Source organism: Pontibacter sp. CAU 1760, from assembly GCF_054482735.1.
Map to the genome: position 1 here is coordinate 79,072 of NZ_JBTLRL010000016.1, position 15,265 is coordinate 94,336.

Genomic DNA, 15,265 nt, shown 5'->3' on the forward strand with positions numbered 1-15,265 from the left:
TTTGAGTAGACAATTCGTACCGGGAAATATATGAGCGTTGTAATAAACCAGTTAACCAAAACATTTGGAAAGAAACATGTACTAAATGAGCTTGAGGTGTGCATTGACACCGGGCAGTGTTACTGCCTGCTGGGGAAAAACGGCGCCGGCAAAAGCACTTTCCTGAATTGTATTCTTGATCTTGTTCAGCCAGATGCCGGCAGCGTTTCGCTGTTTGGCAGAACTTACGCCGATGATGGCTTAGCTGTTAAGCAAATGCTGGGAGCCTTGTGTGAGGACAACCCGCTTATTGAGGAGTTCACAGGGCTGGAGTACCTGAATTTCGTAGCCAAGCTTTACAAACTGCCTGTCCAGGAAGCAACTGATCGTATCGCCAGCCTCACTAATTACTTCTTCTCAGATAAAGAGTCGCTGCACAAAAATATCGCAGGTTACTCTACCGGCATGAAGAAAAAAGTAGGCATTGCCGCTGCCATCCTGCACAAGCCACAGGTGCTGATCCTGGACGAGCCGTTCACCGGGCTGGACCCTATAGCTGCACAATTGCTCGTGAACCTGATTCGCAGTTACCGCAACAACAACCGGGTGATTCTGATCTCCTCGCATGACCTGAATTATGTTGAGAAGATTGCTACGCACATCGGAGTCCTGAACGAAGGCAAGCTGATGTACAACGGATCGGTGCAGGAATTTACGATGAACGGTGCCAACCTGATCGACCAGGCGCTGTTTCAGTTGCTGCTGCCGCACCACCCAGCCGAAACCAACATGGACTGGATGCTAAACTAACTCAGCCAAATGGATTTATTACTTTTCTCGTGCCAGGCAAGAATTGCCGGATACTTCCGGCAGCAAAAAGAATTGCGCACCCTGTTGCTTTCGGGGGGCATTGTATTGGCCGGCGTCCTGAGCTATACCATAACCTTTGTGCTGCAACAGGCCACAGAAGGCGCTATGCTGAAATACAGCACCGAGCAGCTGATCGAGTACGCAAACCTGCTGTTGCTTTCTCTGATCATCCTCAAGGGCTTTTTTCCTGCCTACGTACCCAAGGCCAACCTCATCCAGCGCATTTACCCTATCCGTGCCCTTCAAAAATTCTGGACGGAGTTTCTGGTGGAACTTGTTTCTCCCTTTTACTTTGTGATCCTCAACTTCCTGCTGCTGCTTTTCCTGATGTCGCCGCAGTATAGCTTTGTGCACCTGCTGCAAAGTGTTTTAGTGCTTCTGACAGCCCATGTAACCCTGCGGAGCCTGCAGGTGCTGGTAGAGCGGAAAGTGCGCTGGAGCAGTGCGTTCTTATACATGGCAGCCGTGATGGCGGCTTCTTTTGTGGCCTTGCAGGCGCGGGTCCCCATGTTCCGGCCCCACGAAGACTGGCTCATGCTGGTTGTGCACATGGCTGCCCTGGGCTTTTTTATCACCAGTAACTTTCTGTTAGAGCAAGGCGCTACCGAACCACGGCGCAAAGTCGTGACGTACAGCAGCTCGGCTCGGCGGAGCCTGGGATGGCGCCTGTTTAAAAACCACAAGCTCGCCAAGCAGATGCTTCTGTTCGGGTTTGCCTTCAAAGCCATTATCCTGGCCGTAGACGCCGTTGCCTTTAACCGGAAGGGCACGCACATTTTCGACGAGATCATTTCGCTGTGGATGTTTGTGGGCCCTCTGGTGATCTTCTCTTATGTATTCAACAATGCCTGGGGATTTTACCGCAACCTGTGGCTGACCATAGAACGCAGCAACGGCACGTACAAAGACTTCATCAAAGCCAGCCTTTTGCCGCTGTGTGTGCCGCTTTTGCTGGATGCGGTGCTGACGTTTGCATACGTTACGTTCTTTAACCACGAAAGCGCCCTGTTCATCGTGCTGATGTACCTGGCCGCTATACTGGTCCTCACGCCGATCGGCATCATCTCTTCCATTGTCAGCCCGAAGGCTGTGAAGGGAGGTATCTTCAGTTTCAGCGCCAAAACGTCTTACCTTTTCAACTTCATTTCCATCGCGCTGTTCAGCATGCTGTTTCTGCCGCGCATACACCCGTTGCTCTATTTGTTGTACCCGCTGCTGATTGGCGGTGTTTTCTTTGCGCTGGTAGCGGTGCTGCGGGAGTACCCCAGGTATAAACACAAGATGTTTGAAAAGCTTTTCAAAGCAGAAGCTTAAAAAAAGGCCCTAATCATACTAAAAAGAGCAGCCCCGCTTAAATGCCGGGCTGCTCTTTTTGTATTTATACCCTCTATAATCAGAAAATGACTTGCTTGAAGCCTTGATTTAGGCTGGAGGCATTACGCTCAGCAGGTCCTTGATGTGTACTTGCAGGTTTCCCTCCAGCTTCAGGCTCAAGGAAACGTGTTGAGGCTGCGGAACTACATCCAGTATGCTCAACTCCTTCACTTCCCCTTGCAAGGATGCCCCTTTCAGAGCCACTCCTTCTGCCAGCATGCCATTTACCCGCTTCATCTCCGCTGCAAGTATGTCGTTGAGGTATACCTGCGATTTGCTCACAATTTGACTGTAGGCTACCTTGTTCGCCAATACCTCCAGCGCGGTGTTGTAAAAGCTGCTGGAAGTCATGGAACTGAGTTTAAACTGGCGCACATACAGATTTTGCGCGGCATTGTCATACCCTACCGTGGCCAAAATCTGCAGGTTCACTTCGTCACGCTTCAGAACGGTTCGCAGGATCTTCAGCTTCACCCAAAGCACCACATTATACCCCCCCGTGGCGTGCCCGGTCATCTCCACCCCAAGTATCTTAGCGTAAGGTTGGCTGTCTACCCCGGCTTCGGGCTTGGGAATGTATTGGCCTACTGCCTGCTTCTGCAATACGCCCTCCAAAGCAGGATACGAGATGGTAATGGGCAAGTGGATGTTGATGGGACTTTCCATGAGTACGTGCTGCTGGTGCTTTGTCAGTAACGGAAATTGGCGGCAAGCTGACGAAGGGCGTTGCCGTAAGCAGAAAAAAAAAGCCCCAAACGTAAGTTTGAGGCTTTTGAAGTGATCCCGCTGGGATTCGAACCCAGGACCCATACATTAAAAGTGTATTGCTCTACCAGCTGAGCTACAGAATCGGTACTATTTCCCGTTGATTGGGAGTGCAAAAGTAGAGCTAAATTTTAGAAAAGCAAAATTAAACTCCGAAGTTTTTTTCGTTGCCCTTCTGGCAAACGTGTCAGCAAAAATGAACTCACCTTCGTCAAAAGGCTTATTTGCTTTTGTGATCCCGCTGGGATTCGAACCCAGGACCCATACATTAAAAGTGTATTGCTCTACCAGCTGAGCTACAGAATCTTTTTATTACCTTGCATTTCGTGGGGCGTTTCCCTGAATTGCGATGCAAAACTAACAGCTAAGATTTTAAATGCAAAACCTTTGGTTCAAAATATCTGCCTTTTTTGTCTTTATTTCGCTCACTATCGCAAAACCCGCTTATGCTCAGGAAGATAAAAATCAACTCCAAAAAGCAGATTCTTTGTTCTTAACGCAGCACTACACCGAAGCGTTGGCCGAATATGAACAAATCCTGCATACCGAGCTGCTCTACTCCCCCCAGATGCTCCTGAAGATGGCTTACATCAAAGAGGGCCTGCGCGACTATACCGGCGCCATGTATTACCTCCACCTTTTTTATACCAAAGAGCCCAGCCGGTCGGTGCTCCGCAAAATGGAGGAGCTGGCGCAAGCCCACCGCCTGCAGGGGTATGAGTACAACGACCTGCAGTTCTTTAAAACGCAGCTGAGCAAGCACTACATGCGCATTCTGGAATTGATGCTGCTGGCCGCTGTGGTTACGGCCACCATCATGTTCTTCAGTTGGCGCAAGGGCCATACCTTCACCAGGACTTTCAAGATCACTTTTACGCTGTACCTGCTTTTTATCCTGTACTACATCAATTTTCTGAATTTGGGCGAGGCAGGCATCATCCGGAATAACCATGTGGCCATTATGTCGGCCCCTTCGGCAGGCGGTAACTGGATTGCCACAGCCACGGAGGGGCATAAAGTCCCGATTAAGGGCGAACAGGATATCTGGTATGAGATCAGGTGGAAAGGCGAGAAAGCCTTTATCCGGAAAAGCAACCTGTTGGAACTACCTTAGGTTGGCCTCTCATGCCTTCTCTTCTTAAAACCATTAACCAACAACATAAAACTGCCGCTTCAGCAAGTCATAAAATATCACTATTTAAAACCACATCAGTTACATTTAAATTTGCTTATATTAGCACCTCTGTATGATATGGGTCATACTGCCTCGCTAACATAAGCTATACATGAAAACAACTCTTTTTGTGGTCTTGCTCCTTTGCAGTGTCTTTAGCAGCCACGCGCAGGCACCTGCAACCAAAACCGATAACCTGCGGGTTTTCATTGATTGTCAGGCCTTCTGCGATACCGACTACATCAAGCGTGAAATCACGTTTGTAGATTATGTGAACGACCGTTTTCAGTCGAATGTATATATCCTGATTACGGCACAGACTACGGGCAGCGGGGGCCGGGAGTATAAATTGCAGTTTGAGGGGCAGGAAAAGTTTCAGGGGATAAGCGACATGAAAACGTACATCCGGCAGGCGACCGCCACCGACGACGAGAACCGCAAGGAGGCCGTGGAGAAAATCCGGCTTGGCCTGCTCCCCTATCTCCTGAAAACAGACAAGGCCAATGATCTGGTTATCTCTTTCAAAGAGAACAGTAATGAAGGGCAGATGGCGACGAGCCCAGATGAGGACCCCTGGAATTTCTGGGTGTTCAACCTCCGCGCACGTGGCTACTTTAACGGCGACAAGAATTACTCCAGCAGCAACCTGAGCGGGGGATTTACTGCTGGCCGCGTTACCGACAAACTAAAGACAAACTTCTCGCTGGATGCCAGCAAAAACAAGAACCGGTTCGGCGAAGGTGACGAAGAGTTTACCTACACCAACGAGCGCTACAGTTTCAACAACATGACAGTATGGTCACTTAGCAACCATCTTTCGGCAGGCGGTTATGTGGGGGCGAGCAGATCAGACTACAACAACTACGAACTCGATCTGTCAGTAATGCCGGCTATCGAGTATAACTTCTTTCCTTATTCTGCTTCCAACAACAAGTATGTGGGGTTGATGTATAAGGTCGGGCCGCGCTATTTTGATTACAAAGAAGAAACCATTTACTCCCAAACCGAGGAGTTCCGCTTCCAGCAGAGCCTTTCGCTGGATGTGAGCTTGAACCAGAAATGGGGGCAGATCAGCGGCTCCACCTCCTATAGCCACTACTTCCACGACTTCTCCAAAAAGCGTCTTTCCTTCTCCGGTTTTGGGGATATCCGCCTCGTGAAAGGCCTGTCGTTCAACGTGGGCGGCTACTACGCCATCCAGCACGACCAGCTCAACATTGTGAAGGGAGCAGTATCCGGGGAGGACCTGCTGACGCGCCGTCGCCAGCTTAACTCCAACTACGACTTTTACGTGAACTTCGGGATTCGCTACCGCTTCGGCTCGCTGTTCAACAACGTGGTGAACCCGCGCTTTGAAGGTGGCGGCGGGATGTACTTTTTCTAGGCCCTTGGTATAAAAACAGCGAAGCACGATGTATGGTAACTGGCCATACATCGTGCTTCGCTGTTTAGGTATGAATGCTAAACTACTGCTTTTTTGGCAGCGGAGAATCCTTCTCTTTCGCCATCACGTTGTACACCAGCTTATCGGCCAGGCTCGGAAACAGCTTGTTTACCCATACTGCCAGCTTGCCCTGTGTGGTCATGATGAGGTCGCGTTTGCGCTTTATGGTCGCGATTAAGATCCTGTCGGCAACTTCTTCGGCGCTCATCATCTTCTCTTCTTCGCGCGGTGTTTCGCCCTGCTGCTGTCCGTCTGCGGCCAAGGCTGAATTTCGGATATTGGAGGCCGTAAAGCCCGGGCAGGCCAGTAGCACATGCACGCCCGAATAAAGCAGTTCCGTGCGCAGCGTCTCCAAGAAACCGTGCATGGCAAACTTGGAGGCCGAGTACCCGGTGCGCGCCGGCAAGCCACGGTAACCCGCCACCGACGAGATGCCGATAACCGAGCCTTTCGCCTGCTTTATGTAGGGCAGCGCGTATTTGGTGCTGTATACCGTCCCCCAGAAATTAATGTCCATCACCTGCTTCAACACAGCCAGGTCGAGGTCTTCGAACAGCGCCCGCATCGAGATACCGGCATTGTTAATCAGGATGTCCAGGCGGCCATACTTCGCTACCGTTTCCTGCACCATGCGTGCGCAATCAGCCTCCTGGCTCACATCGGCCTGTATGGCCAGGTTCTCTATACCGGCTGCAAAAAGGGCATCGGTTGTCTCGCTTAGCCCCTGCGGCTTGCGGCCCGAGAAGGCAACCTTCGCTCCTGCCTTACCAAACGCAAAGGCCAGTGCCCGGCCTATTCCTGAAGTTCCTCCTGTTATTAAAACTACTTTATCTTTCATGCTGCGGAATCCGTGTTTGAAACGCTACAAAGATAGGGCTTCTTGTTGATTGCCCGATAACGATCGGTTCATACCATCAAATTGTCCTTATAAGGGATGGATGAATCTGAATCATTGAGCTATACCCTATCCGCTTTTGCGCTGAGTCCAATATGTCAGCATTTTGATCCTTTATTCAGAGTTACACCAAATCTATACCGCTGCTAACTGAGTTCTAAGATTTTCGTACTTTTGCAGCATCGTGAGAAATAAGCATAAGAAGAACAAATTCGAGATTCTCGAAAATATAAAGATCGAGGAGATGGTGGCCGAGGGGAAATGCCTGGCGCGCCATGAAAACATGGTCATTTTTGTGGCAGGCGTGGCCCCTGGCGACGTGGTGGACCTGCGCATTACCCGCAAGAAGAAAAGCTTCCTGGAGGCCCAGCCTGTGGCTTTCCGGGAGTTCTCCGATTTGCGCGTGGAGCCTTTCTGTGAGCATTTTGGGGTATGCGGCGGCTGCAAGTGGCAGCACATCAGCTACGACACGCAACTGCACTACAAGCAGAAGCAGGTGAAGGACAACCTGGAGCGCATCGGTAAAGTACCGTTGCCGGAGTTTGACCCGATTCTGGGTTCCGCCAAAACGCGCTATTACCGCAACAAACTGGAGTTCACGTTCTCAAACAACGGCTGGCTGACAAACGAGCAGATCAAGTCCGGGGAAGAGTTCGACCGCAACGCGCTGGGCTTCCATATACCGGGCCGTTTCGATAAAATTCTGGACATACAGCATTGCTACCTGCAGCCAGACCCATCGAACGCCATACGGCTTGCTGTTCGGGAGTATGGCCGTGCCCATGGGCTGGAGTTTTTCGATGTCCTGAAAATGAACGGCTTCCTGCGCAACCTCATCATCCGGACAGCCAACACCGGCGAGTTGATGGTGATTCTGCAGGTATTCCGCAACGACGCGGAGGCCATAGAGGGCATCATGCAACATTTGCAAACTACCTTCCCGGAAATAACGTCGCTGCAGTATGTGGTGAATGGCAAAGGCAACGAAACCTACCACGACCTGGACGTAGTATGCTACCATGGCCTGCCCTACATCCATGAAGAGATGGAGGGTATAAAATTCCGTGTGGGCCCAAAGTCTTTCTACCAGACCAACGCCGATCAGGCGTACGAGCTATACCGCCTCACCCGCGAACTAGCAGACTTAAAGGGCGACGAGTTGGTGTATGATTTGTATACCGGGGCCGGAACCATTGCTAATTTCGTGGCGAAGCAGTGCCGCGAGGTGATCGGCATTGAGTATGTGCCAAGCGCCATCGAAGACGCGAAGATCAACTCAGAGATCAATAACATCACAAACACCACCTTTTACGCCGGCGACATGAAAGACATCCTTTCGGATGAGCTGATCGCTAAACACGGCAGACCGGACGTGGTGATAACGGACCCGCCACGCGCCGGTATGCACGAGGACGTGGTGGCAAAGCTGTTGGAGGTTCACCCGGAGCGCATTGTGTACGTGAGCTGTAATCCCGCCACGCAGGCCCGCGACCTGGAGCTCCTGCATGCCAAGTATGACGTAACACGCGTGCAGCCCGTGGATATGTTTCCGCAGACGCACCACGTAGAGAATATAGTATTGTTGAATAGACGCTAGAATTTGGACATTAGATGCTAGACATTAGTATTTAGACTGAAGGGAAACCTCAGATACTTTTAGTCTAAATACTAATGTCTAAAGTCTAACATCTTAAAAAGAAACATATGGAAAACGATCCGGAATTAAACGGTAAATACCTCGGCACAATTTCCAAGGACTTTGTAGTGGTAGCCGAGACACTGCGGGAAGCCTCGTACCAGGTGCGCAAGCGCAAGATATCGGACTACCCGATCTTTGTGTTTAGTCGCACGCAGGTACCGGTAGGCTCTAATTTTTTAAACAAAGAGGAAGTGGCCCTGGAGTGGCATATCAATGCCTCCTACCTGGAGGACTTCGTGCAGCGCCAGCTGGTGCTGGAGGATAAAGCGGACGACTTTAAAGCCGCCTACAAAGACCCCGACGAGTTCTGCTGCCTGTTTGTAGTAGACGACGACTTCCAAAACTTCGTCTTCATACCATTCCCGGAGGATTGATGACGTAGCACGTATCTCGTAGCACGAAGCACGACAATACATAAGTGGCGCCGAGGCTTCTCTTCACAGACTTAAGCTTAATAGAGGTAGCTATGCATAAAATAAGAAGAGGGAGCCAGTACGGTCTCCCTCTTCTTATTTGTCGTGCTACTTGATACGTGAATCGTGATACGCTGTAACTAAAAGTGCTTCCAACCCTGCGCATGCAGCGGGAACGCCTGGCCGTGCTTATTGGCAAGGTTTACGCCTGAACTGGCCTCAGTGATGTTACCGATCACGGTGATGTCCGGGTGGTTCTTCACCTTGTCATAATCAGCCAGTGGGATGGTGAAGAGCAGTTCATAGTCCTCTCCCCCGTTCATGATGCAGGTAATCGGGTCGAGGTTAAACTCTACGGCAGTTTCCAGCATCTGGCTGTCGGCCGGCAGGTTGTCTTTATACACCGTTGCGCCCACACCCGACTGGCTGCAGATGTGCATCAGTTCGGAGGCTAGCCCGTCAGAAATATCAATCATAGAAGTTGGCTTGATGTTCATTTCGCGCAACTCATAGATCACATCCATACGCGCCTCAGGGCGTAGCTGACGGCCTACGATATACTGCTTGCCTTCCAGTTCAGGCTGCATTTCGGGGTTTGCCAGAAATGCCTGCTTTTCGCGCTCCAGTACCTGCAAGCCCATGTAGGCAGCGCCCAGGTCGCCGGTTACACACACCAGGTCGTTCACGCGCGCGCCGCTGCGCAGCACCGCCTCGCCTTTGCCAATCTCCCCAATCGCCGTTACGCTGATCACGAGGCCGGCATGCGAAGAGGTTGTGTCGCCACCCACCAAGTCTACCTTATAGTTCTCGCAGGCCAACCGAATCCCTTCGTAAAGTTCTTCCACGGCCTCCACGGTATAACGCGCCCCAAGGGCAACGTTCACTGTAATTTGCGTAGGAGTCGCGTTCATGGCTGCAATATCCGACACGTTCACGGCTACTGCTTTGTAACCTAAGTGCTTCAGCGGGCAAAAAGTCAGGTCGAAATGCACACCTTCCAGCAGCATATCCGTGGACACAACGATTTGCTTTGACTGGGGCTCCAGCACTGCCGCATCGTCGCCTATGCCTTTAATGGTGGACGTGTTTCGCAGTTCAATTTTCTCATTTATCAGCTTGATCAGGCCAAACTCACCAAGCTCACTCAAAGGGGTATATTCGCTCATGCTTATTTTTCTTTTGGATTTGCAAAGATACGGAAAATGAAGGAAGATGTCTTGAAGCGTTGGAAGCCGTTGTGGCGATACCGCGCCAGCACTCCTGCCCCTCCCTGGGTTTTTCGAGGGCCCCTACCCCCAGGCGGGGAGTTTAACCTCTCCCCGGCCATCTTCTAAAAACAGGAGAGGAAGTATTGCACTCGTTACCGCCTAACCTTCTAAGTATAGGTATAGCTTTAAATTGCAGCTTTAGTATGCAGCTGCAGCCATGAAAGCTGCACTGACAAATGCATGAACGGACTCCCTTGGACAAGGAGGGGCTGGGGGTGGTTGGAACCGGCTTACCAAAATCGAGCACAGCAACTTACTTCAACCGCACTACTAAAGCCCCGGAATCTACGACATCATAATAGGCAATGCCCAGCGTATCCAGTTGCTGGTGCAGGCGCTGTCTGTACCAAGGGCTGTTGGAGCCATCCAGAATGACTTTGCCTACTTTGTAACGTTGCAGGTCCGAAGGCCAGAGGCGCACGTTTCGGCGAACGAAAAGATAATCTAAATACAGCGGTTGGGGTGCCTGCAATTTTGGTGGATGCGACAAGAACAGCATCCGCTTGCCCTGCCATACCAGCATACGGTTGCTATCCGGTAATACGGTATAGGCTAAGGCTCCAGTGCCGGTGAAAGTCCCTGAAATGGGCATGCGCTGCGGCTGCTCGATGCCTAAGTACCGGAGGTGCGGCAGTATGTTATAGGTATAGCTGTCTGCTGAGGGCAGCAAACTTGAGTCGGTCAGCAAGGTTGCCTGCTGTCTCTTCACCAAGGCGATACCCGTTTCACCCCGCAGCTTATAGACAGCCATTAGTCGCTGGTCCTCCTGTTCCAAGTCCTCTCCGATCGTTTGCACCGACAAAACGCCTGTTACCACAGTTGCTAAGGCAAAATAGGTCAGCTTTCGCAGGGCCAGAAAAAGCAGCAGCAAACATAAAAGCAGGTAAAGCAGCCATGTTTGTTGCGCTGTGATGTCAATGCCATCCAAAACGGCATAAGGTATACGCTGTACCCAAAGGTTAAACACATTCATCCACTGAATCAAACCGCCATGCACCCAAAACAAGAACGCCCCTACACCCGGCACCCAACCAAATGCCAAGGCAGGCAACCCGGTATAAAGCACCAGGGTGGCAACCGGCACCACGACTAAATTGGCAAACCAGAAGTATACCGGAAACTGATGGAAATAGTATAACCCCAGCGGCAACGTAGCGAGTTGCGCCGCCACAGTTACCGTAAACCACATCCATACCTTATCCAGCACATAGCTGTCTGCCTCCAACAAGTTGTAGAGACGCGGTTGCAGGTAAACGATGCCCAATACCGCCAGAAACGACAACTGAAACCCCACTTCCTTCAGGTTATAGGGATTTAGCAAGAGCAACACAGTGGCGGCAATGGCGATGGTGTTGTAGATGTTCGTTTGCCGCCGGATACCGTCTGCCACAGTCACCATGCTAAACATGACTACCGCCCGCAGCACCGACGGCGAAAGCCCTGTCAGGAAGGCATAGGTCCACAGAAAACCGAGGATTAGCAAGACCTTCAATACCCGCTGCCGACGAGAGGGAGCAAACAGATCGAGCAGCCACTTGAGGACTACGTAAATAAGCCCGACATGCAAGCCAGAAACTGCCAGCACGTGCATGGTGCCGGTGCTGGCATAAGCATTCCGGATGGCATTGTCGAGGTCGTCTTTCACCCCTAGTATCAGCGCAGACGAGATCGCGTAAACCTCCCGCTTTGTGATGTGCTCGCGCAGCAGCTGGTCCAGGTTGCGGCGCAGCTGGATGCTGGCGTAAACGAATGCATTCGGCGGAGCTTCGGCTATCTTCTTAAACTGGAAGGGCTGCAAATAGTGCCTGTGGTGAATGCCCTTGTTGGCAAGGTAGGCACGGTAATCGAATTGGTTAGGGTTGGGAGTGCGCGCAACTGACTGCGGCGCGCCTTTCACCAGCAGCACATCGCCATACCCTACCTCATAGGTTTGCGCGCCATCATGCGGAAGTGACAGTTGCACCTTGCCATTGGCTTGCTGCCATACCCCATGCACTTGCACCTGCTGCACTTCTAGAACCGTTTGCTGGTAGCCGGGTTTCTGTACTACGTAATCGGTTACCACGCCTGTATAATAGGTTGGCGCAGCTGGCAGGTATGCCAGATGCCGGGAATTGTTAAGTGAGGTATGCAGCTGCGTGGCCCAAAAGCCCAGGCTACAGACGCATACGAGTGCTATAAAACCGGCCAGGTTGGTAGCTGCAACTGTCCGGGCGCGACGGGCATACAGGAAAGCCGCTACGTACAGGGCCACAAAAAAAGCAAAGATCCCCAGCGGGTAGTGGAAGTCTTTGCCCCAAATGAAATACAGTAAGATGCCTGCGATCAGGCTGAGCGCGATACGAATAAAGGGGTATGGCGCCCACCGGAACATCAGCCTTTATACACCATTTTATAGTGCTGGATGTCGCACTCCGTGAACATAGCACCCTCCGGCTCGAAACCATGGCGTTTGTAAAAGTTAACGGCGGGCAACTGGGCGTGCAGGTAAATCTTGCTACCGGGTTGCTCCTGTTGCACGTCTGCCAGCACATTGCGCAGCACTTCGGCCCCTACGTTTTTGTTGCGGTAGGTCGCCAATACAGCAAAGCGCTCCAGTTTTACGCCATCAGCCGTAGTGCGCCAGCGGGCAGCGCCGCAGGGTATGCCTTCGTAAGTAGCCAGGTAATGCCGGGCACTGTCTTCGTGCTGGTCATACTCTGCCTCGCGGGGCACTTGCTGCTCCTCCACAAACACCTGCTCCCGAATCCGGAAGGCGGCCTTCAGGTCTTGCTCCTCTTTTGCTCTTTTAGATGAAATCATAATTGATAAAAATTCGGCTGATGGGTATACCCTGTATGAGCCAAAAGTTATTGTGATCTGAAATACTGAACCAAAAAGGAAGAGACGCAATCCTGCGCCTCTTCCCTCTCACTCTAATTTATCTTTTACTCCGTCAGGCTTTTCCGGTTGCGCCGGTCGTAGCTCGACTTAGTGCCGTCTTCCAAAGCTTTCGCTTCTTCGCGCATAGCACGGCGCTCTTCCTCTAGTTTGGAGTACGCCTGCACAATGTCGCGTACCAGACGGTGGCGCACCACGTCTTCAGCGCTCATCTCTACAAAGCCAATGCCCTTCACGTCCCGCAGAATGTTCAGCACCTCCATCAGGCCGGAGCGCTGGTTGCGCGGCAAATCCACCTGCGACCAGTCGCCGTTCACCATCACCTTCGCGTTCGGGCCCATACGGGTCAGGAACATTTTCATCTGGGCTGGCGTGGTGTTCTGCGCCTCGTCCAGCAGCACAAAGGCGTTGTTCAGGGTTCGGCCGCGCATGTAGGCCAGCGGCGCGATCTCAATGATCTTGTTCTCCTGGTAATACTTCAGCTTCTCGACCGGAATCATGTCCTCGAGGGCATCGTAGATCGGGCGCAGGTAAGGGTCCACTTTCTCCTTCATGTCGCCGGGCAGGAAGCCAAGGCTCTCGCCAGCCTCTACTACCGGCCGGGAGATGATGATCTTCTTCACCTCTTTGTTCTTGAGCGCCCGCACCGCCATCGCCACCGACACATAGGTTTTACCCGTACCGGCTGGCCCGAGCGCAAACACCAGGTCGTTCTTCTCCACCGCGTCCACCAGTTTCTGCTGGTTAGGCGTTTTGGCTTTGATCACGCCGCCCTTGCTGCCATATATAATTACATCCGGTGAAGTCACAATCACTTCCTCGTCTGTAAAAGAATCGGCAGACAGGTATCTATTTACACTGCTGTGCGTAATCTTTCCGAACTTGTGGTAATGGTCTATCAGCGATCCGAGTATTTCGTGGATCTTGGTTATTTCGGGTGTTTGCCCCTGAATCTTGATCTCGTTGCCCCTAGAGATGATTTTACTGCTTGGGAAGGCAGCGGCCAGTTGCTTTATGTTCTGATTCTCTGTCCCCAGAAAGTCAATGAGAGAAATATTCTCTAAGGTTATTATTTTCTCGACCAAATTTATGCTCCTGTATATAGTAAGTAGGTAATATTTCTTTAAATTAAGTAAATTTCATTACATTAATTACAATTTCACCTGGATTATAGTTCGTATTATGGCTCTTATTACGTTTACATCAGATTTTGGGTATAACGACCATTATGTAGCTGCCGTGAAAGGCGCAATCCTCTCGCAGGAGCAACAAACTACCGTGGTGGATGTTTCGCATGCGATAGAACCCTACAACATTGCCCACGCCCACTACGTGCTTGGCTCGGTGTTTCAGGAGTTCCCGGCTGGCACGGTGCACCTGGTGGCTGTAGACACGCACGTGAACAAGCATGGCCGCTACCATGCCGCCAAGTACAAAGGGCACTTCTTCCTGATGGCTGACAACGGCCTGCTCTCGCTCCTGACGGATGGGAAACCCGAGATTATTGTGGAGCTGAAAACCGAAACGCCCCTTATGCCTTTCCCGGCGAAGGACCTGCTGGCCCAGGCGGCGGTATACCTGGCCAAGGGTGGCGACATTGAGGTAATGGGCGAGCGCACCACCGAGTTCCGGCAATTGCTGCACCGCCAGCTGCGCCTGAACGACCACTCTATTATAGGCCACGTGATTCATGTGGATGGCTACGGCAACCTGATCACAAACATCACGGCAGAAAGCGTAGATACCATTGCCCACGGGCGGACATTTACGATTCACTTCGGCCGTGAGACGGTCGGCCACATTCAACCCAACTACAACCAGGTAGAGAACGGCGACTGCTGCTGTATCTACAACAGCCAGGGGCAGCTTTGCATCGGCATCAACAAAGGCCACGCCGCCGAACTGCTTGGCCTCGGCTTCGACTCGCAGGTAGATGTGCGCTTTTACCCCGGAGGTTAATTTTGAATGACTGAATGACTGAATGAGTGAGTTTGTACAATTCTGTTTTGACAGGCTCTGATCTAACAATTTATAGATGGATAAAACCTCTGCCCGAACCAAAAGCTACACTCTCTGGAAGTACAAAGTATAATTTTCTATATTCACATATTCACTCATTCACTCACTCAAAATTAAACTATGTTAGTTCGCATTGTCCGCATGACGTTTCAGGAGGATAAGACTGCTGCGTTTCTGGAGATCTTCCGCACTTCTAAAGACAAGATTCAGGGTTTTGCAGGCTGCAACCACGTGGAGTTACTCCAGGACATCAACCACCCTAACATTTACAGTACCTACAGCCTCTGGGATTCGGAGGAGCACCTGAACAACTACCGTGACTCGGAGCTGTTTGGGCAGGTATGGAAAGCCACCAAAGCGCTTTTTGCTGACAAGCCGCAGGCCTGGTCGCATAAGGCAGTAAACATTTGAACAGTGAACAATTAACGATTAACAGTAAACATTTAGCAATTCCTGTACCTTTGCCACGTATACCTGTTAGCTCA

The 15,265-nt window shown here is 51.3% G+C and carries 14 protein-coding genes and 2 tRNA genes; 8 read left to right on the plus strand and 8 right to left on the minus strand.

From position 1 onward, the window contains the following. The first annotated feature begins 30 nt into the window (after positions 1-30). Both ACXYMU_RS18430 and ACXYMU_RS18435 read left to right on the plus strand, forming a co-directional pair. On the plus strand, positions 31-789 hold the full coding sequence (locus tag ACXYMU_RS18430) for an ABC transporter ATP-binding protein (protein ID WP_458987889.1): 759 nt from the start codon (positions 31-33) through the stop codon (positions 787-789). Positions 790-798: 9 nt separating this feature from the next. Next, on the plus strand, positions 799-2,163 hold the full coding sequence (locus ACXYMU_RS18435; RefSeq protein ID WP_458987890.1) for a hypothetical protein: 1,365 nt from the start codon (positions 799-801) through the stop codon (positions 2,161-2,163). A 108-nt stretch (positions 2,164-2,271) separates the two neighbouring features. On the opposite strand, the gene ACXYMU_RS18440 is transcribed toward ACXYMU_RS18435, so the two are convergent. From ACXYMU_RS18440 to ACXYMU_RS18450, 3 genes are all read right to left on the minus strand, one after another. Then, positions 2,272-3,033 carry a DUF4403 family protein gene (locus tag ACXYMU_RS18440; protein ID WP_458987891.1) on the minus strand — a complete coding sequence of 254 codons (762 nt, stop codon included), beginning with the start codon at positions 3,031-3,033 and terminating at the stop codon, positions 2,272-2,274. Beyond that, positions 3,002-3,074: transfer RNA gene (locus ACXYMU_RS18445), tRNA-Lys, on the minus strand. The genes ACXYMU_RS18440 and ACXYMU_RS18445 overlap by 32 nt, the downstream gene beginning before the upstream one ends. A gap of 147 nt (positions 3,075-3,221) precedes the next feature. After that, a tRNA-Lys gene (locus ACXYMU_RS18450) sits at positions 3,222-3,294 on the minus strand. Between the two features lie 181 nt (positions 3,295-3,475). Here ACXYMU_RS18450 and ACXYMU_RS18455 point away from each other — a divergent pair. Next, positions 3,476-4,102: an SH3 domain-containing protein gene (locus ACXYMU_RS18455; protein ID WP_458987892.1), complete on the plus strand. Its 627-nt coding sequence runs from the start codon at positions 3,476-3,478 to the stop codon at positions 4,100-4,102. 172 nt (positions 4,103-4,274) lie between these two features. Continuing rightward, positions 4,275-5,546: a hypothetical protein gene (locus ACXYMU_RS18460; RefSeq protein WP_458987893.1), complete on the plus strand. Its 1,272-nt coding sequence runs from the start codon at positions 4,275-4,277 to the stop codon at positions 5,544-5,546. An 82-nt stretch (positions 5,547-5,628) separates the two neighbouring features. Here the strand turns inward: ACXYMU_RS18460 and ACXYMU_RS18465 are convergent, their stop codons facing one another. After that, entirely contained in the window at positions 5,629-6,444 is an 816-nt protein-coding gene (locus ACXYMU_RS18465) for an SDR family oxidoreductase (RefSeq protein ID WP_458987894.1), read from the minus strand. Between the two features lie 241 nt (positions 6,445-6,685). Between ACXYMU_RS18465 and rlmD the strand changes: the two genes are divergently transcribed. Together rlmD and ACXYMU_RS18475 are read left to right on the plus strand one after the other, a co-directional pair. Then, positions 6,686-8,098 (plus strand): 23S rRNA (uracil(1939)-C(5))-methyltransferase RlmD, encoded by a 1,413-nt coding sequence (rlmD, locus tag ACXYMU_RS18470; RefSeq protein WP_458987895.1) that lies wholly within the window; start codon positions 6,686-6,688, stop codon positions 8,096-8,098. A 107-nt stretch (positions 8,099-8,205) separates the two neighbouring features. Then, on the plus strand, positions 8,206-8,574 hold the full coding sequence (locus ACXYMU_RS18475; protein ID WP_458987896.1) for a hypothetical protein: 369 nt from the start codon (positions 8,206-8,208) through the stop codon (positions 8,572-8,574). A 179-nt stretch (positions 8,575-8,753) separates the two neighbouring features. Here ACXYMU_RS18475 and thiL read toward each other — a convergent pair whose 3' ends face one another. From thiL to ACXYMU_RS18495, 4 genes are all read right to left on the minus strand, one after another. Next, positions 8,754-9,779 (minus strand): thiamine-phosphate kinase, encoded by a 1,026-nt coding sequence (gene thiL / locus ACXYMU_RS18480; RefSeq protein WP_458987897.1) that lies wholly within the window; start codon positions 9,777-9,779, stop codon positions 8,754-8,756. Positions 9,780-10,134: 355 nt separating this feature from the next. Further along, positions 10,135-12,255 carry a ComEC/Rec2 family competence protein gene (locus tag ACXYMU_RS18485; RefSeq protein WP_458987898.1) on the minus strand — a complete coding sequence of 707 codons (2,121 nt, stop codon included), beginning with the start codon at positions 12,253-12,255 and terminating at the stop codon, positions 10,135-10,137. Next, positions 12,255-12,683, minus strand: a complete 429-nt coding sequence (locus ACXYMU_RS18490; protein ID WP_458987899.1) for a GNAT family N-acetyltransferase — start codon at positions 12,681-12,683, stop codon at positions 12,255-12,257. The genes ACXYMU_RS18485 and ACXYMU_RS18490 overlap by 1 nt, the downstream gene beginning before the upstream one ends. Positions 12,684-12,808: 125 nt before the next feature. Continuing rightward, the gene (locus tag ACXYMU_RS18495; protein WP_458987900.1) at positions 12,809-13,846 is read right to left on the minus strand and encodes a PhoH family protein; all 1,038 of its coding nucleotides are present in this window, start codon (positions 13,844-13,846) and stop codon (positions 12,809-12,811) included. Between the two features lie 97 nt (positions 13,847-13,943). Between ACXYMU_RS18495 and ACXYMU_RS18500 the strand changes: the two genes are divergently transcribed. Next, positions 13,944-14,720: an SAM hydrolase/SAM-dependent halogenase family protein gene (locus tag ACXYMU_RS18500; RefSeq protein WP_458987901.1), complete on the plus strand. Its 777-nt coding sequence runs from the start codon at positions 13,944-13,946 to the stop codon at positions 14,718-14,720. Between the two features lie 180 nt (positions 14,721-14,900). Then, entirely contained in the window at positions 14,901-15,191 is a 291-nt protein-coding gene (locus ACXYMU_RS18505; RefSeq protein WP_458987902.1) for a putative quinol monooxygenase, read from the plus strand. Positions 15,192-15,265 lie beyond the last annotated feature (74 nt).